Annotated in this window: 21 protein-coding genes; 9 read left to right on the top strand and 12 right to left on the bottom strand. The window is 71.4% G+C overall.

Annotated features, from left to right (window positions below):
• Nucleotides 1–40 precede the first annotated feature (40 nt).
• From BLT43_RS10870 to BLT43_RS10860, 3 genes are all read right to left on the bottom strand, one after another.
• On the bottom strand, nucleotides 41–901 hold the full coding sequence (locus BLT43_RS10870; RefSeq protein ID WP_090112764.1) for a universal stress protein: 861 nt from the start codon (nucleotides 899–901) through the stop codon (nucleotides 41–43).
• 10 nt (nucleotides 902–911) lie between these two features.
• Entirely contained in the window at nucleotides 912–1322 is a 411-nt protein-coding gene (locus tag BLT43_RS10865; protein ID WP_090112760.1) for a hypothetical protein, read from the bottom strand.
• Nucleotides 1323–1398: 76 nt separating this feature from the next.
• The gene (locus tag BLT43_RS10860; protein ID WP_090112758.1) at nucleotides 1399–1815 is read right to left on the bottom strand and encodes a c-type cytochrome; all 417 of its coding nucleotides are present in this window, start codon (nucleotides 1813–1815) and stop codon (nucleotides 1399–1401) included.
• Nucleotides 1816–1961: 146 nt separating this feature from the next.
• Here BLT43_RS10860 and BLT43_RS10855 point away from each other — a divergent pair, with 146 nt between their 5' ends.
• Complete coding sequence (locus BLT43_RS10855; RefSeq protein ID WP_090112755.1) at nucleotides 1962–2804, top strand: universal stress protein; 843 nt, start codon at nucleotides 1962–1964, stop codon at nucleotides 2802–2804.
• A gap of 44 nt (nucleotides 2805–2848) precedes the next feature.
• Here BLT43_RS10855 and BLT43_RS10850 read toward each other — a convergent pair whose 3' ends face one another.
• Nucleotides 2849–3160 (bottom strand): ArsR/SmtB family transcription factor, encoded by a 312-nt coding sequence (locus BLT43_RS10850; protein ID WP_090112754.1) that lies wholly within the window; start codon nucleotides 3158–3160, stop codon nucleotides 2849–2851.
• Between the two features lie 95 nt (nucleotides 3161–3255).
• On the opposite strand from BLT43_RS10850, the gene BLT43_RS10845 reads away from it, so the two are divergent.
• The 5 genes from BLT43_RS10845 to BLT43_RS10825 all read left to right on the top strand — a co-directional run bounded on the left by BLT43_RS10845 (nucleotide 3256) and on the right by BLT43_RS10825 (nucleotide 7309).
• The gene (locus BLT43_RS10845; RefSeq protein ID WP_090112753.1) at nucleotides 3256–3690 is read left to right on the top strand and encodes a YeeE/YedE family protein; all 435 of its coding nucleotides are present in this window, start codon (nucleotides 3256–3258) and stop codon (nucleotides 3688–3690) included.
• Nucleotide 3691: 1 nt separating this feature from the next.
• Nucleotides 3692–4135, top strand: a complete 444-nt coding sequence (locus BLT43_RS10840; RefSeq protein ID WP_090112752.1) for a DUF6691 family protein — start codon at nucleotides 3692–3694, stop codon at nucleotides 4133–4135.
• A complete protein-coding gene (locus BLT43_RS10835; protein WP_090112751.1) occupies nucleotides 4132–5049 on the top strand; it encodes an MBL fold metallo-hydrolase in 918 nt (305 codons plus the stop codon). Before BLT43_RS10840 ends, BLT43_RS10835 begins: the two co-directional genes overlap by 4 nt.
• An 82-nt stretch (nucleotides 5050–5131) precedes the next feature.
• Nucleotides 5132–6886, top strand: a complete 1755-nt coding sequence (locus tag BLT43_RS10830; protein ID WP_090112750.1) for a SulP family inorganic anion transporter — start codon at nucleotides 5132–5134, stop codon at nucleotides 6884–6886.
• 63 nt (nucleotides 6887–6949) lie between these two features.
• A complete protein-coding gene (locus tag BLT43_RS10825) occupies nucleotides 6950–7309 on the top strand; it encodes a YigZ family protein (protein WP_090112749.1) in 360 nt (119 codons plus the stop codon).
• Nucleotides 7310–7313: 4 nt separating this feature from the next.
• Here BLT43_RS10825 and BLT43_RS10820 read toward each other — a convergent pair whose 3' ends face one another.
• From BLT43_RS10820 to BLT43_RS10785, 8 genes are all read right to left on the bottom strand, one after another.
• A complete protein-coding gene (locus BLT43_RS10820; RefSeq protein WP_207497508.1) occupies nucleotides 7314–8543 on the bottom strand; it encodes a serine hydrolase domain-containing protein in 1230 nt (409 codons plus the stop codon).
• Between the two features lie 98 nt (nucleotides 8544–8641).
• Entirely contained in the window at nucleotides 8642–9748 is a 1107-nt protein-coding gene (locus tag BLT43_RS10815) for an NAD(P)/FAD-dependent oxidoreductase (RefSeq protein ID WP_090112747.1), read from the bottom strand.
• Complete coding sequence (locus BLT43_RS10810; RefSeq protein ID WP_090112745.1) at nucleotides 9745–10647, bottom strand: 2-hydroxyacid dehydrogenase; 903 nt, start codon at nucleotides 10645–10647, stop codon at nucleotides 9745–9747. Before BLT43_RS10810 ends, BLT43_RS10815 begins: the two co-directional genes overlap by 4 nt.
• Entirely contained in the window at nucleotides 10647–12278 is a 1632-nt protein-coding gene (locus BLT43_RS10805) for an ABC transporter ATP-binding protein (protein ID WP_090112743.1), read from the bottom strand. Before BLT43_RS10805 ends, BLT43_RS10810 begins: the two co-directional genes overlap by 1 nt.
• Complete coding sequence (locus BLT43_RS10800) at nucleotides 12275–13117, bottom strand: ABC transporter permease (RefSeq protein ID WP_090112741.1); 843 nt, start codon at nucleotides 13115–13117, stop codon at nucleotides 12275–12277. The genes BLT43_RS10805 and BLT43_RS10800 overlap by 4 nt, the downstream gene beginning before the upstream one ends.
• Complete coding sequence (locus BLT43_RS10795; protein ID WP_090112739.1) at nucleotides 13114–14091, bottom strand: ABC transporter permease; 978 nt, start codon at nucleotides 14089–14091, stop codon at nucleotides 13114–13116. Before BLT43_RS10795 ends, BLT43_RS10800 begins: the two co-directional genes overlap by 4 nt.
• 73 nt (nucleotides 14092–14164) lie before the next feature.
• Complete coding sequence (locus BLT43_RS10790) at nucleotides 14165–15709, bottom strand: ABC transporter substrate-binding protein (RefSeq protein WP_090112737.1); 1545 nt, start codon at nucleotides 15707–15709, stop codon at nucleotides 14165–14167.
• An 85-nt stretch (nucleotides 15710–15794) separates the two neighbouring features.
• Complete coding sequence (locus BLT43_RS10785) at nucleotides 15795–16574, bottom strand: class II aldolase/adducin family protein (protein WP_090112735.1); 780 nt, start codon at nucleotides 16572–16574, stop codon at nucleotides 15795–15797.
• A 106-nt stretch (nucleotides 16575–16680) separates the two neighbouring features.
• Between BLT43_RS10785 and BLT43_RS10780 the strand changes: the two genes are divergently transcribed.
• The 3 genes from BLT43_RS10780 to BLT43_RS10770 are packed head-to-tail and all read left to right on the top strand — an operon-like array spanning nucleotide 16681 to nucleotide 19819.
• Nucleotides 16681–17376 (top strand): GntR family transcriptional regulator, encoded by a 696-nt coding sequence (locus BLT43_RS10780; protein ID WP_090112733.1) that lies wholly within the window; start codon nucleotides 16681–16683, stop codon nucleotides 17374–17376.
• On the top strand, nucleotides 17373–18434 hold the full coding sequence (locus tag BLT43_RS10775; RefSeq protein WP_090112732.1) for a histone deacetylase family protein: 1062 nt from the start codon (nucleotides 17373–17375) through the stop codon (nucleotides 18432–18434). Before BLT43_RS10780 ends, BLT43_RS10775 begins: the two co-directional genes overlap by 4 nt.
• Entirely contained in the window at nucleotides 18434–19819 is a 1386-nt protein-coding gene (locus tag BLT43_RS10770; RefSeq protein ID WP_090112730.1) for an aspartate aminotransferase family protein, read from the top strand. Before BLT43_RS10775 ends, BLT43_RS10770 begins: the two co-directional genes overlap by 1 nt.
• The last annotated feature ends 13 nt before the right edge of the window (nucleotides 19820–19832 follow it).

The raw sequence follows: 19832 nt of genomic DNA, 5'->3' as shown, positions 1-19832 counted from the left end.
GAAACGAGGCCCGCGCGCGGGGCCGGGCGCCCCGTTTCCCTCAGTCCGCGCCGGTCGCGGTGTCGGGTCCGGCCGGCAGGCTGCCCGGATGCACCAGCAGGTCGCAGGGCAGGTAGGACAGCATCTCGGCGGCCACCCGCCCCATCCGCATCGGCAGGTGGCCCTCGGCCTGGTGCCGGCCGATCGCCAGCAGGTCGGAGCGGGTCTCGGCCACCGTCGACAGGAGGCTCGGCGCGGCGCCGCCCTCGAGGATGCGGGTCTGCGGGTAGAGCCCGTCATGCGCCAGCCGCTCGGTCAGCGCGTCCATCTGCCGGCGCAGCGGCGCCTCGACGGCGTCGCGGTCGTGCTTGGTCAGGTCGCCCGACGCGTCGGTGCGGTAGGCCAGCCCCCGGAACGGCACGTGGTAGGAATGCACGAGCGTCATCCGCGCCTCCGGCGCCAGCCGGGCGGCGAGCCGCGCCGCGGCGGCGTCGCGCGCCGAGAAGCTGGTGCCGACGGTCACCCGGTCATAGGCGCCGGTCGGCGTCGCGGCGACCACCAGCACCGGCAGCGGCGACATCTGGGTGCAGCGATGCACCACGCTGCCGCGCAGCAGGTCGAGAAAGCCGCGGTCGCGATGCGCGCCCATGACCAGCAGGTCGTAGCGCCCCTCGCTGGCCTGCAGCATCACCCGCCGCCAGGGCTGGCCGAACCCGACCTCGACCGTCTCGGGCCGGTGCTGCCCGGCGCGCAGCGCCAGGCGGGCGTTCTCGGCGGTGGCCTCGGCCACCCGGCTCGGCAGGGCGTCGTCGACCACGTGCAGGATGTCGAGCGGCGCATCCAGCGTCTCGGCCAGCATCCGGGCGCGCGCCAGCGCGCGGTCGCTGCGCTCCGACAGGTCGGTGGCGATCAGGATCCTCATCGCGGCCTCCTCAGGGCTGCGGCGCGCCGAAGCGCGCGCCGGCGAGACCGCCGGCCAGAAGGTCGATGAAGGCGCCGACCAGCGTCGCCTCGACCAGCAGCCACACCGCCCCCGGCGGCGGCTGCGGCAGCCAGCCGCTGCCGGCCCAGAGCGCCTCGATCCCCTGCCCGGCCACCAGGAACAGCACCAGGCCCATCCAGAAGCCGATCCAGGCCCCGCGCAGCCCGGCCGGCAGGCGCAGGTCGAACAGCGGCACCCGGTCGAACTGCGCGGCGAGCCCCACCAGCGCCCCGAGAATCACGCTCCACAGCACGATCCCCCAGACCAGCATCAGCTGCCCCGGCCCGGCCGGGTCCAAAAGCAGCGGCGCGAAGAGACCGAAGCCGAATCCCAGCCCCTTGGCCCAGGCGACGCGTTTCATCAAAGGTGTCCAAGTCATGCGCGATCCTCCCTTCCGCCAGACTGGCGCAGGTGGCGTCGATGCGCCTTGATCTGGATCAGCCCGGTTGCTGCAGGCTCTCCAGATATCGCGACAGCGCGACCAGCGGTTGCGGCGTCGCGGTGAGTATACCATCCCCGCTGTCGAAGCGGATCACGGGTTCGGCGAAGACCTCGGAATAGTCCGGCATCACCGGATCGGCCGCGTCGCGGCGGAAATAGCCGTGCACATGCGACATCACCTTCGCATGCGGAAACGGCGCGCCGGCGGGCGCGAGCCGCGTCAGGTCGGTGGGCGCGCGCGGCAGGCCGGCCGCCAGCGGGCCGTCGCCGCGCCCGCCCGCGCCGTGGCAGGCGGCGCAATGCGCGGCGAAGAGCCCGGCGCCATCGTCGGGGTCGGGGCCGGGATCGGGCCGGGCCGCGACGCAGGCCGAAAGAAGGACGGCCGCGGCGATGGCGAAGGGGGTCGGGTTCATGGCGCGCTCCTGCTGTGGTCGCGGGGCCGGTCGGGCCCCGGGTCGAGACCTAGGCCCGGGTTTCGCGCCAAGCCTTGACCTGGATCAATTCCGGCCCCGCGCCGGCATGCGAGATTGCCGGCGACGCACACCGAAGGAGAAGCCGCATGTCACATGGCACCGTCGCCGTCCTCGCCACCGAGGCGAAGATCGATCGCGGCGCGATCGAGACCGCGCTGTCGATGACCGAAACCGAGGGCTCGCATCTCGACATCTACTGCCTCGGCATCGAGACCACGCCGCCCGACAGCTATTTCGCGGGCACCGCCGTGCTGCTGAGCCCGCCCGACCGCGAGGCGGCCGAGCAGCGGGCGCAGGATCTGGCCGAGGCGCTGCGCCCGCTGATCCCGTCCTGGCGCGGCAATGTCGCGCTGCACCCGGTGATGGTGCCCGGCGGGCTGATCTCGGACCAGGTGGGCCGGCTGGCCCGCTATGCCGACCGGATCGTCGCCGCCGCGCCCTACGGCCCCGAGGACCGGCCGCTGCACGTCGCCACGCTCGAGGCGGCGCTCTTCGCGGGCGGCATCCCGGTGATCGTGGTGCCCGACGGCGGCGCCGCGATGCCCGAGCGCCCCGAGCGGATCGCCGTGGCCTGGGACGACAGCCGCGAGGCGATGGTGGCGATCCGCGCCGCCCTGCCGATGCTGCGCCGCGCCGCGCTGGTCGAGATCGTCATCGTCGATCCGGAGACGCGCTGGGGCGACCGTTCCGACCCCGGCGGCGCGCTGGCGCTCTACCTCGCCCGCAACGGCGTCACGGCCGAGATCTCGGTGCTCAACCGCAGCCGGCCGAGGGTCTCCGAGGTGCTGCTGCGGCATCTGCGCGACAACGGCGCCGAGGCGCTGGTGATGGGCGGCTACGGCCATTCGCGGCTGCGCGAGGCGCTGTTCGGCGGCACCACGCGCGAGATGCTCGAAGCCGCGGCGCTGCCGCTGATCCTCGCCCGCTGAGCGGGAACGGAAACGGGGCGGGCCGGCACGCGGCCGGCCTGCCCTCAGCCCTCCGGCGTGGCGCAGTAGAGCCGGTGCAGCGTCTCGAGCACCGCGGCGACCTCGTCGCCGGTGACGCTGTAATAGATCGTCTGGCCGTCGCGCCGGCCCTCGACCAGCCCCGCCTCCTTCAGCCGCTTGAGCTGCTGCGACATGGTGGGCTGGGGCATGCCGCAAAGCTGCGCCAGCTCGCCCACCGACCGCTCGCCGCCGACCAGGCGGCACAGGATCTTCAGCCGCGCCTCGGAGGCCAGCATGCCCATCAGCGCGGCCGCGCCCGCGATGTCGCCCTCCAGGAATTCTTCGCTGACTTCCATATTCGACCTGTTGAATATTCGCATATCAATATATATACAGACCGCATGACGCGGCAAGCGCGGCGGCGCGGGTCGTGGTATCACGGAGTCGAGAGATGGAAACAGAGTTCACGCCATGGCTGTCGCTTGGCGGCGGCATGATGATCGGGGCCTCGGCGGTGCTGCTGATGGCCACCAACGGCCGCATCGCCGGCATCAGCGGCCTCACCTCGCGGGCCTTCGCCCGCGCCACCGACGGCGAGGCGCGCGGCGTCTCGGCGCTGTTCGTGCTGGGCCTCCTGCTGGCCGCGCCGCTCTGGGCGCTGGTCTCGGGCGGCTGGCCGCAGCAATGGGTGCCCTCGAACCCGGTGCTGATGGCCGTGGCCGGGCTGCTGGTGGGCTTCGGCGCGGTGTTCGGCAATGGCTGCACCTCGGGGCATGGCGTCTGCGGCATCAGCCGCGGCTCGATGCGCTCGATCATCGCCACGGTGACCTTCATGGCGGCGGCCTTCGTCACCGTCCTCGTCACCCGCCACATGATCGGGGGCTGAGATGAAACAGCTCTTCGCCCTCATCTCCGGCCTCTTCTTCGGCCTCGGGCTGATCGTCTCGGGCATGTCCGACCCGGCCAAAGTGCTGAACTTCCTCGACGTCTTCGGCACGTGGGACCCGAGCCTCGCCTTCGTGATGGGCGGCGCCATCGCGGTCACCGCGCCGGGCTTCGCGCTGATCACCCGGCGGCTGCCGCGCCCCGTCTTCGGCGGCGCCTTCCACCTGCCGACCCGCAACGACCTCGACCCCAGGCTTCTGTCGGGCGCGGCGCTGTTCGGGCTCGGCTGGGGGCTCGGCGGCTTCTGCCCCGGCCCGGCGCTGACCGCGCTGCCGATGCTCGCTACCGGCACGCTGGTCTTCGTCCCCTTCATGCTGATCGGCATGTGGCTCGCCCGCCATGCCGGCCAATTCCCCAACATCTTCGCGAAAGGAGCGACCCAATGACCGCCCCCCTGAAGAGCCGTGTCGTGCGCCATTCGCCCTCGAGCGGGGCCGGCAGCCCCGATGTCTGGGGCATCTACGAGCCCGACACCGGGTCGATCCAGTACATCTGCGCCGACCCGGCCACGAAGAAGGCGGCGCTGATCGACGTGGCCTGGAACTACGACCACCGCAACGGTAGGTTCTCGACCGAGAGCCTGGAGCAGGTGCTCGAGCTCGTGCGCGAGAACGGGCTCGAGGTGGCCTGGGTGCTCGACACCCACCCGCATGCCGACCACGTCATGGCCTCGGCCGAGCTCAAGGCCCGCACCGGTGCGCCCAACGCCATCGGCGCGCTGGTGCCCGAGATCGCCAAGATCTGGGCCGATCTCTACAACCTGCCCGACGCCTTCGAGCCCGCCCGCGACTTCGACCGGCTGTTCGAGGAGGGCGAGACCTTCGCGATCGGCGATCTCACCATGCGGGTGCTGCTCTCGCCCGGCCACACGCTGGGCTCGATCACCTATCTCTGCGGCGACGCGGCCTTCGTGCACGACACGCTGATGCAGCCCGACATCGGCACTTCGCGCTCGGACTTCCCCGGCGGCAAGACCGACGAGCTGTGGGACTCGATCCAGGACATCCTCGCCCTGCCGGGGCCCACCCGGCTCTTCGTCGGCCACGACTATGGCGGGCCCGAGCGCGACGAGCCGATGTGGGAGGCGACGGTCGCCGAGCACAAGGCCGGCAACAAGCACGTGAAGGACGGCACCGCGCGCGAGGAGTTCATCCGCGTCCGGCAGGCGCGCGACGCCACCCTGCCGCTGCCCGACCGCATCCTCGCGGCGCTGCAGGTCAACCTGCGCGGCGGCCGGCTGCCCGCGGCCGAGGATGACGGGCACCACTACCTGAAGCTGCCGGTCAACCGCTTCGACTGACCGCCGCCGGGCGGCCCCGCGGGGCCGCCCTTCCCCCGGAGTTCCTCCCCCTCCTTCCCCGTTCACCCCCGGACCTGCCGCGATGACCCTGCCTTCGCTTGCCCGTTACCTTCCGATCCTCGACTGGGGCCGCCGCTACGACCGCGCGCGGTTCACCGGCGACGCGGTCGCGGCGGTGATCGTGACGATCATGCTGATCCCGCAATCGCTGGCCTACGCGCTCCTGGCCGGCCTGCCGCCCGAGGCCGGGATCTACGCCTCGATCGTGCCGATCCTGCTCTATGCCGTGTTCGGCACCTCGCGGTCGCTGGCCGTGGGGCCGGTGGCGGTGGTGTCGCTGATGACGGCGGCGGCGGTGGGCGAGGTCGCGGCCAGCGGCACGGCGGGCTACGCGGCGGCGGCGCTGACGCTGGCGCTCATGTCGGGCGCGATGCTCCTGGCGCTGGGGCTGCTCCGGATGGGCTTTCTCGCCAATTTCCTGTCGCACCCGGTGATCGCGGGCTTCATCGCCGCCTCCGGCATCCTGATCGCGGCGAGCCAGCTCAGGCACGTCCTCGGCATCGAGGCCGGGGGCCACACCCTGCCCGAGATCGCCGCCGGGCTGATCGCGCATCTGCCCGAGACCAACCTCGCGACGCTGGCCCTGGGCGTCTCGGCCACCGCTTTCCTGTTCTGGGTGCGCAAAGGGCTGAAGCCCGCCCTGCGCCGGATCGGACTGGGGCCGCGCATGGCCGATATCGGCGCCAAGACCGGGCCGGTGCTGGCCATCGTCGCCACCACGCTCGCGGTCTGGTTCTTCGACCTCGGCGCACGCGGCGTCGCCATCGTCGGCGCGGTGCCGCAAAGCCTGCCGCCGCTGACCCTGCCCGCGCTGTCGCCCGAGCTGGTCTCGCAGCTTCTGGTGCCGGCGCTGCTCATCTCGGTGATCGGCTTCGTCGAGAGCATCTCGGTGGCGCAGACGCTCGCGGCGAAAAAGCGCCAGCGCATCGACCCCGACCAGGAGTTGATCGGGCTGGGCGCGGCCAATCTCGGCGCGGCCTTCTCGGGCGGCTTTCCGGTCACCGGCGGCTTCGCCCGCTCGGTCGTCAACCACGACGCCGGCGCCGAGACCCCGGCCGCCGGCGCCTTCACCGCCCTGGGCCTCGCGCTCGCCGCGCTGTTTCTGACGCCGCTCGTGCATTTCCTGCCCAAGGCGACGCTCGCCGCCACGATCATCGTCGCGGTGCTCGGCCTCGTCGACCTGTCGATCCTGAAGCGCGCCTGGGCCTTCAGCCGCGCCGATTTCGCCGCCGTGGCGGTGACCATGGCGCTGACGCTCACCGCCGGGGTCGAGACCGGGGTGAGCGCGGGCGTCGTCACCTCGATCCTCGTGCATCTCTACAAGACCTCGCGCCCGCACATGGCGGTGGTGGGCCGGGTGCCGGGCACCGAGCATTTCCGCAACGTGCTTCGCCACGCGGTCGAGACCCAGCCGCACGTGCTGGCGCTGCGCGTGGACGAGAGCCTCTACTTCCCCAACGCCCGCTTCCTCGAGGACCGGCTCGCCGCCTACGCCGCCGAGAAGCCCGACCTCACGGACGTGGTGCTGATGTTCCCGGCGGTGAACGAGATCGACCTCTCGGCGCTGGAGTCGCTCGAGGCGATCAACGCCCGCCTGAAGGAGGCCGGCATCCGGCTGCATCTGAGCGAGGTGAAGGGCCCGGTGATGGACCGCCTGAAGCGCAGCCATTTCCTCGACGAGATGACCGGCGAGGTGTTCCTGAGCCAGCACGAGGCCGCCCGTCGGCTGGCGAAGACGCCCCCCGCCGCCCCGGAACCCGCGCGCCGCAGCGCCTGAGCCGGGCGCACGCGCCCCGATCGCCGGCTTGATCCGGCCGCCCCCGCCGCCTAGTCGGGGAGGATGCGGGTTCTCGACAACATCATCAGCGACCGCGGGTCGAAATACGCGGTCGCCGGCGCGCCCTGCCGCGACGAGGCGGAGGCCAAGAAGCTGCTCAAGGAGCTCAAGCGCCGCAAGAAGTTCGCCAAGGCCACCCACAACAGCTGGGGGCTTCTGACCGAGGCCGGCCCGGTCAAGAACGACGACGGCGAGGCCGGGGCCGGCATGGTGATCCTGCGGATGCTGGAGCGCGAGGAGCTGACCGGGCACCTCGTGGTGGTGACGCGCTGGTTCGGCGGCAAGCATCTGGGCGGCGACCGCTTCCGCCACGTGCAGGAGGCGGTGCGGATCTATCTCGAGGATCTCGCCGCCTCGGGCTGAGGCCTCACTCGATCGCGTCGATCAGCGCCTCGAAGAAGGCCATCGCCTCGACCGGCTCGCGGTTCAGCGGCTCGGGCTGGGCCGCGGTCATGGCGATCACCACCCGCTGGCGCGGATTGACGTAGACATACTGGCCGTGGATGCCGACGGCGGCGAAGGCGCCGTCCTCGATCGAGGCCTCGGTCCAGGCCGGCCACCACATGTAGCCGTAATCGATCTCCGCGCCGGTGCGGAGCGTCTGGGGCTGGCCCGCGGCCTCGGTCCAGCCCTCGGGCAGCACGGGCTCGCCATCGATCACCCCGCCCTCGAGGATGAACTGGCCGAAGCGGGCATAGTCGCGCAGCGTCGCGCTCAGCCCCGAGCCGCCGATCTCGGCGCCGCCGGGCGCCTCGAGCCACCATTCGGCATCGGTCTCCATGCCGTAGGGGGTCCAGATCACCTGCGACAGGTACTCGGCCAGCGGCAGGCCGGTCGCGCCGCGCACCACCTCGGCCAGCACCTGCGTCTCGCCGGTCGAGTAGGCATGGCGCGTGCCCGGCGCCCCGGCGCGCGGCCGCGCCGCCATCAGCGCCATCAGGCCGCCCGGCTCCTGCGCGATCTGCGCGCGCAGCAGCGCCCGGCGGTCGGAAGCCGGGTCGCCATAGGTTTCGTCCCAGGCCACGCCCGACGCCATCCGCAGCACGTCGCCGACCGTGACGCCGTCATAGGCGCTGCCCGCGAGCGCCGGTACGTGGTCGGTCACCATGTCGTCGAGCCCGCCGACATGGCCTTCGGCGATCGCCGCGCCCAGAAGCGTCGAGGTGATCGACTTGGCGATCGACATCGACAGCCAGCGCGTGTCGGGGCGGTTGCCGCGCTGGTAGGTCTCGTGCACCACCGCGCCGTCCTTGAGCACGATCAGCCCGGTCACGCTGTCGAGCGCAAGCGCGTCGTCGAGATCGTAGGTCTCGCGCCCGATCTCGACCGCGACCGGGCCGAGGCGCCGGTCGGAGGCGGGCAGCGGTCGCGGCGTGCCGGCGGCCGCAATGGTGCGGGTCGGGAACAGGCGGTGGGCGTTGCGGAAGGTGCTGACCGCGAGGTCGGGCTCGAGATCGCCGCCATAGATCGCCTCGACCTCGCCCACCGGCTCGGCGGCATGCGGGTTGACGTAGCCCGGCCGCTCCTGCGCGAGAAGCGCCGTGGCGGCCGCGAGCAGCGCGAGGGCCGCGCCCGCGGCCATGGTCCGGTGAGGCATCTGGTTCTCCCTGCGGAGCGCGATGGCGCGCCCCGCGCCGGGATCACGGAACCACGCCTCGGGGCGCTTGGCAAACGCGCTGCGCGGGAGACCGCCGGTCAGGCGGCGCGCGGGAAGCGAGAGGGGTCGAGCGCCGCCACCACGGGGGCCGCGAGCGCCGGGGCGCGGCCCGCCACCAGATCGGCCGCGAGGCGCGACAGCGCGGGCGCGGTCTGCACGCCGTAGCCACCCTGCCCCGCCAGCCAGAAGAATCCTACGCAGGCCGGGTCGAAGCCCACCACCGGCGCGCGGTCGGGGGCGAAGCTGCGCAGCCCGGCCCAGGACCGCTCGACCCGGGTGACGGGCATCGTCACCGCCTGCTCGAAGCGGTGCAGCCCCTCGGCCAGCACCATGTCGTCGGCCCAGGCGTCATGCGGCTCGACCGGGTCCTCGTCGGCGGGCGAGACCATGAGCTTGCCGGCGTCGGGCTTGGCGTACCACGCCTCCGACGCCGAGCCGAACATCGGCCAATGCGCGATGTCGTGGCCCTCGGGCGCGGGCAGGATCGCCGCCGAGCGGCGCAGCGGCGCGACCCCGCAGGGGGCGGCCCCGGCCAGCCGTGCCACCGTGTCGGCCCAGGCCCCGGCGGCGTCGACCACGACCGGCGCCTCGAAGGCCCCGTCGGCCGTGCGCACGCGCCAGACGCCGCCCTCGCGCGCCACGGCCTCGATCCGCTGGCCGGTCTCGACCCGGCCGCCGCGCGACTTCAGAAGCCGCGCGTAGCCCTGCAGCATCCGGTCGACATCGATGTCCTGCGCGTCGCGCTCGAGCACCGCCGCCGCGATCCGCTCGGGGCGCAGGATCGGCACCAGCTCCACCGCCTCCTTCGCCTCCAGCCGCTCCAGCCCGTCCGAGCCCTCGGCATAGGCCTCGAGCGCGCCCAGCTCATCCTCAGTCGCGACCAGAAGCTCGCCGCGGGGGGTCAGCAGGCTGCCCTCGCAGACGCCCTCGGGCGCGTCGAGGAAGGGGGCGGCCGCGGCGTTGAGCGCGCGCAGCGTGGCGTTGCCGTAGTTGCGGATGAACAGCGCGGCCGAGCGGCCGGTGGCGTGGTAGCCGATCGCGGGCTCGGCCTCGAGCACCAGCACGCGGGCCTCGGCCGCGATCTCGGCTCCGGCCGAGATGCCGGCGATGCCGCCGCCGATCACGATGACGTCGAAATGGCTCATGCCACGGCCTCCACCAGGTGTCGCCGCACGTTCTCCACCACCGCGCGCGGCTCGGGTTCGCCGGCGATATGCGGGGTGACGAGGATGCGGGGGTGGTCCCAGAACGGGTGCCCCTTGGGCAGGGGCTCGGCGGCGAAGACGTCGAGCGAGGCGCCCGAGAGCCGTCCGCTCTCCAGCGCGGCGAGCAGGTCGTCCTCGTCGAGCTGCGGCCCGCGGCCGAGATGGATCAGCGCCGCGCCCTCGGGCAGCGCCGCGAACAGGGTCCGGTTCAGCATCCCCTTCGTCTCGTCACTCATCGGCAGCACGTTGACCAGGATGTCGGAGCGGCCGAGGAAGGCGGCGCGCTCCGCGTCGGTGAAATGCGCCACGCCCGGCTCGGGCGCGGGCGGGCGGCGGGTAAGGCTCGCCACGTCGTAGCCGAGATCGGCCAGAGCGCGGGCAATGCGCCGGCCCATGTGGCCGAGGCCCATGACGCCGACGCGCACCCGCGCGGGGCTCGCGCCGCCGGGCCTGCGCTTCCAGCGATGCGCGGCCTGCGCGGCCAAGAGCCCGGCCATGTCGCGGTGGTGCCAGAGCACCTGGAACACCGCGAAGCCCGCCATCTGCAGCGCCTGGTCGTCGTCTCGCAGCCGGATCACCGGCACGTCGGGCGGCAACGAGGCCGAGGCGGTGATGCCGTCGGTGCCGGCGGCGATGGAGAAGACGCCGCGCAGGTGGCGATACGGGCGGAAGGCGTCCGCACCGGGCCGCCAGGCCAGGGCGAACTCGACCGCGTCGGGGTCGGTCACGGCGTCGGGCGGCAGGAGGCGCAGGTCGGGCGTCGCGTCGAAATGCGGCCCGAAGATCCGGATCAGGTCGAGCCGGTCGCACAGCGCGACGCCGAGGCGCGGGGCCGCCATTAGACCGCCTCCGCGCGCGCCGCCCCGCCATCGGCCCATTCGGCGCCGGGCACGGCGGCGAGCAGGCTGCGGGTGTAGGGGTCCTGCGGATTGAGGAACACCTCGTCCACCGGGCCGATCTCGACCAACCGCCCCTTCTGCATCACCGCGATGCGGTCGCAAAGCTGCGCCGCGACGCGCAGGTCGTGGGTGATGAACAGAAGCGACAGGCCGAGCCGCTTGCGCAGGTCGCGTAACAGGTCGAGCACCTGCGCCTGGATCGAGACGTCGAGCGCCGAGACCGCCTCGTCGGCGATGATCAGGTCCGGGTCCATGGCCAGCGCGCGGGCGATGCCGATGCGCTGGCGCTGCCCGCCCGAGAACTCGTGCGGGTAGCGGTCGGCGGCATCCGCCCCGAGGCCCACCACCTCCAGAAGCTCGCGGGCGCGGGCCTCGGCCTTCTGCTTCGGCACGCCCTGCGCCACGGGGCCGTCCGAGATCGAGCGCAGGATGCGCGAGCGCGGGTTGAGCGAGGCGTAGGGATCCTGGAACACCATCTGCACCTTGCGCCGGGCGCGCCGCAGCGCTTCGGGCGACAAGGCCGCCATGTCCTCGCCGCCGACGAGGATCTGGCCGCTGTCGGGGTCGACCAGCCGCACCACGGCACGGCCCAGCGTCGACTTGCCCGAACCGCTCTCGCCCACGAGGCCGAGCACCTCGCCCTTTGCGATCGACAAAGAGATGCCGTCGATCGCCGTCACCTCGCGCGCGGCGCGGCCCCAGCCGCCGCCGGTGCGGTAGGTCTTGCGCAGGTTGCGCAGCTCGAGCGCGGGCGCGGCGGTGACGCGTTCGGGGCGCGGCACGGCGTTGGACGGGATCGCCTCGAGCAAGCGGCGGGTGTAGTCGTGGCGCGGCTCGGCCAGCACCTCGCGCGCGGGGCCCGCCTCCACGGCCTCGCCGTAGCGCATGACGATGACGCGGTCGGCGATCTCGGCCACCACGCCGAAGTCGTGGGTGATGAACATCACCGCCATGCCGTGCCGCTGCCGGATATCTGCGATCAGGTCGAGGATCTGCGCCTGCGTGGTGACGTCGAGCGCGGTGGTCGGCTCGTCGGCGATCAGGATCTCGGGCTCCAGCGCCAGCGCCATGGCGATCATCGCCCGCTGCCGCTGCCCGCCAGAAAGCTGGAACGGGTAGGCGCGGATGATCTTCTGCGGGTCGGGCAGGCCCACTTCCTCGATCAGCGCCAGCGCGCGGGCGCGGCGCTCGGCCGGGCTGTGCAGATTGTGCGCCTCGAACACCTCGGCGATCTGCTCGCCGATCCGCAAGAGCGGGTTCAGCGCGGTCATCGGCTCCTGGAAGATCATCGCGATCCTGGCGCCCCTCAGGGCACGGCGCTCGGGCTCGGGCAAGGACAGCACGTCTCGGCCGCCGAAGACGGCGCGGCCGCCGCTGACCTTCACCGCGGGCGGCAAGAGCCCCATCAGCGCGTTGGCGGTCATCGACTTGCCCGAGCCGCTCTCGCCCACGACGCAGAGCACCTCGCCGCGCGCCAGCGTGAAGCTGAGGTCGTGCACCGCGTGGGCGCGGTCGGCGCCCTTGGGCAGGTCGAGGGTGAGGTTCTCGATGCTCAGGACGGTCTCGCTCATGCCCGGCCCTTCCGGTTGAGATGCGGGTTCATCGCGTCGTTCAGCCCCTCGCCGATCAGGTTCAGCGCCAGCACGGTGATGACGATGGCGAGGCCGGGGAAGAAGCTCAGCCACCAGGCCGAGCGGATCACGGTGCGCGCGGCGCCGATCATGTAGCCCCACGACATGATGTTCGGGTCGCCCAGGCCGAGGAAGGCGAGCGAGCTTTCCAAGAGGATCGCGGTGGCCACCATCAGCGAGGCCATGACGATGATCGGCGACATCGCGTTGGGCAGGATCTGCGCCAGCAGGATGCGCCGGTTCGACAGGCCCGCAAGCTGCGCGGCATCGACGAATTCGCGCTTCTTCAGGCTCAGCACCTCGGCCCGCACGAGGCGGGCGACGGGCGGCCACGAGACGATGGCGATGGCCAGCGTGATCGAGGTCAGCGTCGGCTCCATGATCGCCACCAGCACGATCGCCAGCGCGAAGTTGGGGATGGTCTGGAAGAACTCGGTGAAGCGCATCGCCGCCTCGTCGACCCAGCCGCCGTAATAGCCCGCGACCGCGCCCAGAGGCACGCCGATGGCCAGCGCCACCAGCGTCGAGACGAGGCCGACCAAGAGCGACACCCGCGCGCCGTAGGCGAGGCCGGCGGCGACGTTGCGCCCGAGCGTGTCGGTGCCGAGCGGCAGGCCCTCGGTGGCGAAGGGAGTGAGGAAGGGGCGCTGCACCATCTGCCACGGCCCCTTGGGGAACATGAGCGGCGCCACCAGCGCCACGAGGATGACGGCGGCGAGCATGGCGATGCCCAAAAGCGCGCCCTTGTTGCGGGAAAAACGGATCCAGAAGTCGCTCATCGCGTCGCTCCGATGCGCGGATCGATCAGCCGATAGACGAGATCGGTGACGATGTTGAACAGGATGACCATGGCGGCCGAGATCAGGAACACGCCCAGGAGCGTGTTGTAGTCGCGCGCCTCGAGGCTTTCGAACATCAGCCGGCCGATGCCGGGCCAGGCGAAGACGGTCTCGGTCAGCACCGCGCCGCCGACCAGCTGCCCGGCCTGCAGGCCCGCCAGCGTCACCACCGGCAGAAGCGCGTTGCGCAGGATGTGGCGGCGGCGGATGACCTTGTCGGGCAGGCCCTTGGCGCGGGCGGTCTTGACGAAGTCCATCTGCGCCACCTCGAGCATCGAGGCGCGGGTCATGCGGGTATAGACCGCCATGAAGAACAGCCCCAGCGTCGCGGCCGGCAGGATCAGGTGCTTGAGAATGTCGAGCACGCGCGCCAGCCCGGTGTAGTCGGCGCCCACGGTCTCGTAGCCGAAGCCGGGCAGCCAGCCGAGCCAGACCGAGAAGACCAGCACCGCCATCAGCGCCGCCCAGTAGAGCGGCGTGGCGTAGAACAGGAGCGCCACGCCGGTGATCGCGCTGTCGCCGAGCTTTCCGACCCGGGCCGAGGCCGCGACGCCCATGGCGACGCCGAACAGCAGCGAGATGCCGAAGGCGGTGAGCGTCAGGAGCAGCGTCGCGGGCAGGCGTTCGAGGATCAGGTCGAGCACCGGCGCGCCCTGACGGTAGGAGTAGCCGAGATCGAGCTGCAGGATGTTGGAGACGTAGTTCCACAGCTGCACGTGAAGCGGCTGGTCGAGGCCGAAGCGTTCGCGCAGCTGGGCGATGAACTTCTCGTCCGCAGCCCCCGCCTCGCCCGCCATCACGGCGGCCGGGTCGCCGGGGGCGGCGTGGATCAGCAGGAAGTTCAGCACCACGATCGCCAGAAGCGTGATCGCGGCCTTGAGGAGACGTCCGAGGACGGTGGAGGCGATGGCCATGCCTGGCAGGGCTCCCTGTCTGTCGGGGAAGGGAAAGGGCCGGGGCGCGCGCGGGCGCCCCGGCCGCTCCGGTTTACTGCTCGATCCAGGTGTCGCGCAGGCCGTCATTCACGCCGATGGCGGTGGTGACGAGGTCCTGCACGCTGCAGTCGTAGAGCGTCGGGAATTCCAGCTCGAGAAGCCACGCCACCGGCGCGTCCTCGACGATCTCCTGCTGGATCTCGGTGTAGAGCTTCTGGCGCTCGTCGCGGTCGAAGGTCACCGCCGCCTCGGCCCACTTGGCGTCGAGCTCGGGGTTGCGGTAGCCCTCGACGTTGTTCCAGGGGCTGCCCTTCTCGATCTGGCTCTCGATGTAGTTGCGCGCGGTGCCCAGCGCCGGGTCGCCGTACTGGTAGAGATAGGTGAAGGCGAGGTCGTAGTCCCACTCGCTGGTCTTCTGGTTCCAGCCGGCGACGTCGGCGCTGTCGATCTCGACCTCGATGCCGACTTCCTGCAGGTTCTGCTTCACCGCCTCGGCCCAGCGCTGCCAGGTCTCGCCATAGGGCAGCGGCAGCACGCGCACCGGGGTGCCGTCATAACCCATCTCGTCGAGCAGAGCCTTGGCCTTCTCGGGGTCGTGGCTGTAGTCGGTGACGTCGTCGGTGTAGAAGTTGGTGCGCGAGCTCACCGGGCCGGTCGCGACCTTGCCGAAGCCGTTCCAGACCACGTCGCGCACGAATTCGCGGTCCATCGCGTACATCACCGCCTGGCGGAAGCGCGGATCGGCGGTCGGGCCCTCGCGGTTGTTCATCCACATGAAGCTGTGCGGCGCGAGGAACTCCCAGCCCTTGCCGGTCGAGCAGACGTCGTCCTCCTCCATCAGCCGTGCCACGTCCCAGTTCTCGATCGAGCCGCCGGGCAGCACGTCGACCTCGCCGGTCTCGAAGGCGACGGCGCGCGAGGCCGCGTCGGGGATGACGCGGAAGAACACCTCGTCGAGATAGGGCTTGCCCTCGAGGTAGTAGTCCTCGTTCGCGGTCAGGTGGATGTGGCTGCCCTTGACCCATTCCTCGAACTTGAACGGGCCGGTGCCGATCGGCGTCGCGTTCATCTCGTTGTTGGCGTAGTCGGTGCCCTCGTAGATGTGCTTGGGCACGATCGGCATGGTGCCGGCCTCGAAGCTGTTGATGAAGGGCCCGAAGGGCTCGGAGAGCTGGAACACCACGGTGTTGTCGTCGGGCGCGGTGATGCTCTCGACATAGGCGAGGCTGACGCGCAGCCGGGCATGGGTCTCGCGCAGGAAGGTGTCGGCGGAGAAGACCACGTCCTCGGCCGAGAACGGCCTGCCGTCATGCCAGACCACGTCGTCCTGCAGGTTGAAGGTGTAGGTCAGGCCGTCCTCGCTGATCTCCCAGCTCTCGGCCAGCGACGGCTGCGGCTGCAGCTCGGTGTCGTAGCGCAGCAGGCCCTCGTAGATGTGGCCCGCGACCATCTGGGTCGGGCCGTTCTGCACGAGGCCGAGCATCAGGCTCGGCGGCTCGGGCTGCACCACGATGTCGAGGCGACCGCCCTGCTGTTGGGCCTGCGCCGCCGATGTGGCGGCGGCCACGAGAAAGCTCGTCGTCAGCAAGTGTTTCATGTGGGATTCCCTGTCGGTTCTGGAAGCGGCCCCTTGCGGGCCTGTCGGTCGCGCGCCGCTCTTGTCGGCGGCTGCGCGGGCGGCCTCAGGCGTCGTAGCCCGGGGCCGCGGTCTCGAGCCGGCGCAGCAGCGCCGCCCATTCCGGGTCGGGCCGGCCGTCGACCTCGATCCGGTCGTAGCCCTTCTGGTACTGCGCCGCGGTGTGCGCGGCGATCTCGTCGGAGAGCGGGCGCGGCGTCAGCCCCATGCCCAGCGCGCCGATCTGCGCCTGGCAGGAGCGTTCGAGGTTGAGCGTCAGCTTCACCGCCTCGGCCACCGAGCGGCCGCAGGTCAGCATGCCGTGGTTGCGCAGGATCATGACGTTCTTCGCGCCGAGATCGGCGATCAGCCGCTCCCGCTCGCCCAGATCGAGGGCGATGCCCTCGTAGTCGTGATAGGCGAGCTGGCCGTGGAACTGCGCCGACCACTGGTTCAGCGGCAAGAGGCCCTCCTCGACCGAGGAGACCGCGACGCCCGCCACCGTGTGGGTGTGCAGCACGCAGGCGGCGTCGTGGCGCGCCATGTGCACGGCCGAATGGATGGTGAAACCGGCGGCGTTCACCCCCGCGCCGTGGGGGTCGTCGATCACCGCGCCGCTTTCGTCGACGGTGACGAGGCTCGAGGCCGTCACCTCGTCGAAGCGCAGGCCGAAGGGGTTCAGCAGGAAGCGCTTCTGCCCGTCCGGCCCCTCGGGCAGCCGGGCCGAGATGTGGGTGTAGATGCCGTCATCCATGCCCTCGAGCGCGATCAGGCGGTAGGCGGCGGCGAGGTCGCGGCGCAGCGCGGTCTCGTCGGTCGCGGCGGCGGCGGGTGCTCCATCGGCCAAGTCGTGGTCCCTCCTTCACGATGCGTCAGGGGCAAGGTGCGGGAGGGTCCGCCCCGAAGTCAACAAAATTGTCGACAGTCGCCTAAATCGTCTCTAGCGTCGCCGCATGAGCACCCGTTCCAAACCCCTGTTCGAGCGGCTAGATCGCGCCGGTCTGGTGCAGCACGTCGTGCGGCTGATCACCGACGCGATCCTGCAGGGCCGGCTGCGCCCCGGCGACCGGCTGACCGAATCCGGCATCGCCCGCGACCTCGGCCTGAGCCGCGCCCCGGTGCGCGAGGCGGCGCGGCTGCTGGAGAATCGCGGCCTCGTGGTGTCGCAGCCCAATCGCGGCTTCTTCGTGCGCGAGGTGACCGCCGAGGCGATCGACAGCCTCTACGAGCTGCGGATCTGCATCGAATGCGCCGCCGTGGCGCGGCTGGTGGCGGTCGGCCCCGAGCCCGCCCTGCCCGGCCTGCGCGCCCGCATCGACGAGATGCACCGGCTGGCCGAGGCCGAGGATCCGCTGGCGCAGATCGAGGCCGACATGGCCTTCCACCGGCTGATCTGCGAGCACAGCGGCAACCCGCGCTTCGTCACCGTCTTCGACCAGATCGCCGACGAGACCCAGCTCGGCCTGATGCTGATCGGCCGGCTCTACGACGACCCGCTGCGCATGGCCGAAACGCATGAGCCGGTGATCGCCGCCATCGCCGCGCACGACGCCGAGGCCGCGACCGCGGCGCTCGAATACCATATAGGCACCGCCCGCCGGATCGTCACCGACATCTTCCGCAAGCTGAAGGAGGACAGCCCCGCATGAGATGCTTCTTCGCGCCCGAATCCGAGGGCCACGACCCCGATTTCCGCCTGACCCACGGCCGGGTCGAGCGCAATGCCGAGCGCGCCGAGCGCGGCCGGCTGCTGCTCGCGGGCCTCGAGCGGCTGGGCCTCGTCACCGAGGAACCGCCCGCCTGCGACCGCGCCGATCTCGAGGCGGTGCACACGCCCGACTTCGTGCGCTTTCTCGAAACCGTCTGGCCCGAATGGCAGAAGCTGCCGCGCGCCGGGGCGGAGGTGGTGCCCAACACCCACCCGCAGAAGACCATGGCGAGCTACCCGCAAAGCATCGTCGGGCGCGCCGGCTGGCACATGGCCGACGCCTCCTGCCCGATGGGCGAGCACAGCTGGACCGCGACCCGCCGCGCCGCCGACTGCGCCGTGGCCGCCGCCGAGGCGGTGCTTTCGGGCGAACGCGCGGCCTACGCGCTCTGCCGACCGCCGGGGCACCATTCCGACGCCGACAGCGCCGCCGGGCATTGCCTGCTGAACAACGCCGCCATCGCCGCCGGGCGGCTCAGGCGCGCGCATGAGCGGGTCGCGGTGCTCGACATCGACGTGCATCACGGCAACGGCACGCAGGCCATCTTCTACGACCGCGCCGACGTGCTCACCGTCTCGGTCCATGCCGACCCGTCGAACTACTACCCCTTCTTCGTGGGCTACGACCACGAGACCGGCAGCGGCGAAGGCGCGGGCTTCAACCTCAACATCCCGCTCGAGCGCGACAGCGGCAACGCCGTCTGGCTCGACGCGATCCGCCGCGGGCTGGCGCGGATCGCCGAGTTCGCGCCCGGCGCGCTGGTGGTCTCGCTCGGGCTCGACGCGCATGAGAACGACCCCCTGCGCGGGCTGGCGGTGACGACGGAGGGCTTCCGCGACGCGGGCCGATTGATCGCCGATGCCGGACTGCCTAGCGTGCTGATTCAGGAGGGCGGCTATCTCTCGCCCGACCTGACCGACAACCTCGCCGCCTATCTGGGCGGCGCGCTCGGCCGCGCGCCGGCCCGGGCGGATCTGCAAACCGACGGAGCACGGTGATGAACAAACTGTCGAACTCGCTCGGCGCGGCGGACATCGCCACCGCCCTGCACCCCTACACCAACGCGCGGCGCCACGAGGAAAAGGGCCCGCTCGTGATCACCCGCGGCGAGGGCATCCGCGTCTACGACGAGGCCGGCAAGCCCTACATCGAGGCGCTGGCGGGCCTGTGGTCGGTCGCGGTCGGCTTCAGCGAAAGCCGCCTCGTGGAGGCCGCGCACAACCAGATGCAGGCCCTGCCCTACTACCACAGCTTCGCCCACAAGGCGCACGAGCCCTCGATCCGGCTCGGCGAGAAGCTGGTGGAGATGACGCCCGAAGGGCTCGACCGGGTGTTCTTCACCTCGTCCGGCTCGGAGGCCAACGACACCGTCGTGAAGATGGTCTGGTACATGAACAACGCGCTGGGCCGGCCGGAAAAGAAGAAGTTCCTCGCGCGCAACAAGGGCTATCACGGCATCACCGTGGCCTCGGGCTCGCTCACCGGGCTGCCCTACAACCACATGGATTTCGACCTGCCGGCGATCCCTGTGACCCACCTGACCTGCCCGCATTTCTACCGCTTCGGCCATGAGGGCGAGAGCGAGGCGGAGTTCACGAAGCGGCTTCTGAAGGAGGCCGAGGACACGATCCTGCGCGAGGGCCCCGAGACCATCGCCGCCTTCATCGGCGAGCCGCTGATGGCGGCGGGCGGCGTCATGCCGCCGCCCGAGGGCTACTGGCCGGGCATCGAGGAGCTGTGCCGGAAATACGACATCCTGCTGGTGTCGGACGAGGTGATCAACGGCTTCGGACGGCTCGGCTCGAGCTTCGGCGCGACGCATTACGGCTTCACGCCGGACATCATGGTGCTGTCGAAGCAGCTCACCTCCTCCTACATGCCGCTCGCCGCGGTGATGTTCTCCGAGAAAGTCTACGACGCCATCGCCGACAACACCGGCCGGATCGGCACCTTCGGCCATGGCTTCACCGCCTCGGGCCACCCGGTGGCGACGGCGGTGGGGCTCGAGAACCTGAAGATCATCGAAGAGCGCGACCTGATGGGCAACGCCCAGCGCATGGGCGAACGGCTGCAGGCCGGGCTCCGGCAATACGCCGATCACCCGCTGGTGGGCGAGGTGCGCGGCGCGGGCCTTATCGCCGGGCTCGAGGTGGTGGCCGACAAGGCGACCAAGCGGCCCTTCGACCCGGTCGGCAAGGTCGGCCTCGCCGCCTTCGAGATCGCGCATGAAGAGGGCATGATCATCCGCAACGTCGGCGACACGCTGGCGCTCTGCCCGCCGCTGATCGTCACCGAGACGGATGTGGACGAGATCGTCGCCTGCATGGGCCGCATCCTCGACCGCACCGAGGCCTGGGTCGCCGAGCAGGGCCTCAGGGGCTGAGACCGCGCCCGGC

It is taken from the genome of Limimaricola pyoseonensis (assembly GCF_900102015.1).
GTDB classification, from domain to species: domain Bacteria; phylum Pseudomonadota; class Alphaproteobacteria; order Rhodobacterales; family Rhodobacteraceae; genus Limimaricola; species Limimaricola pyoseonensis.
The sequence above is the reverse complement of the archived record's forward strand: the minus strand, read 5'-3'. Positions and strand labels throughout refer to the sequence as shown.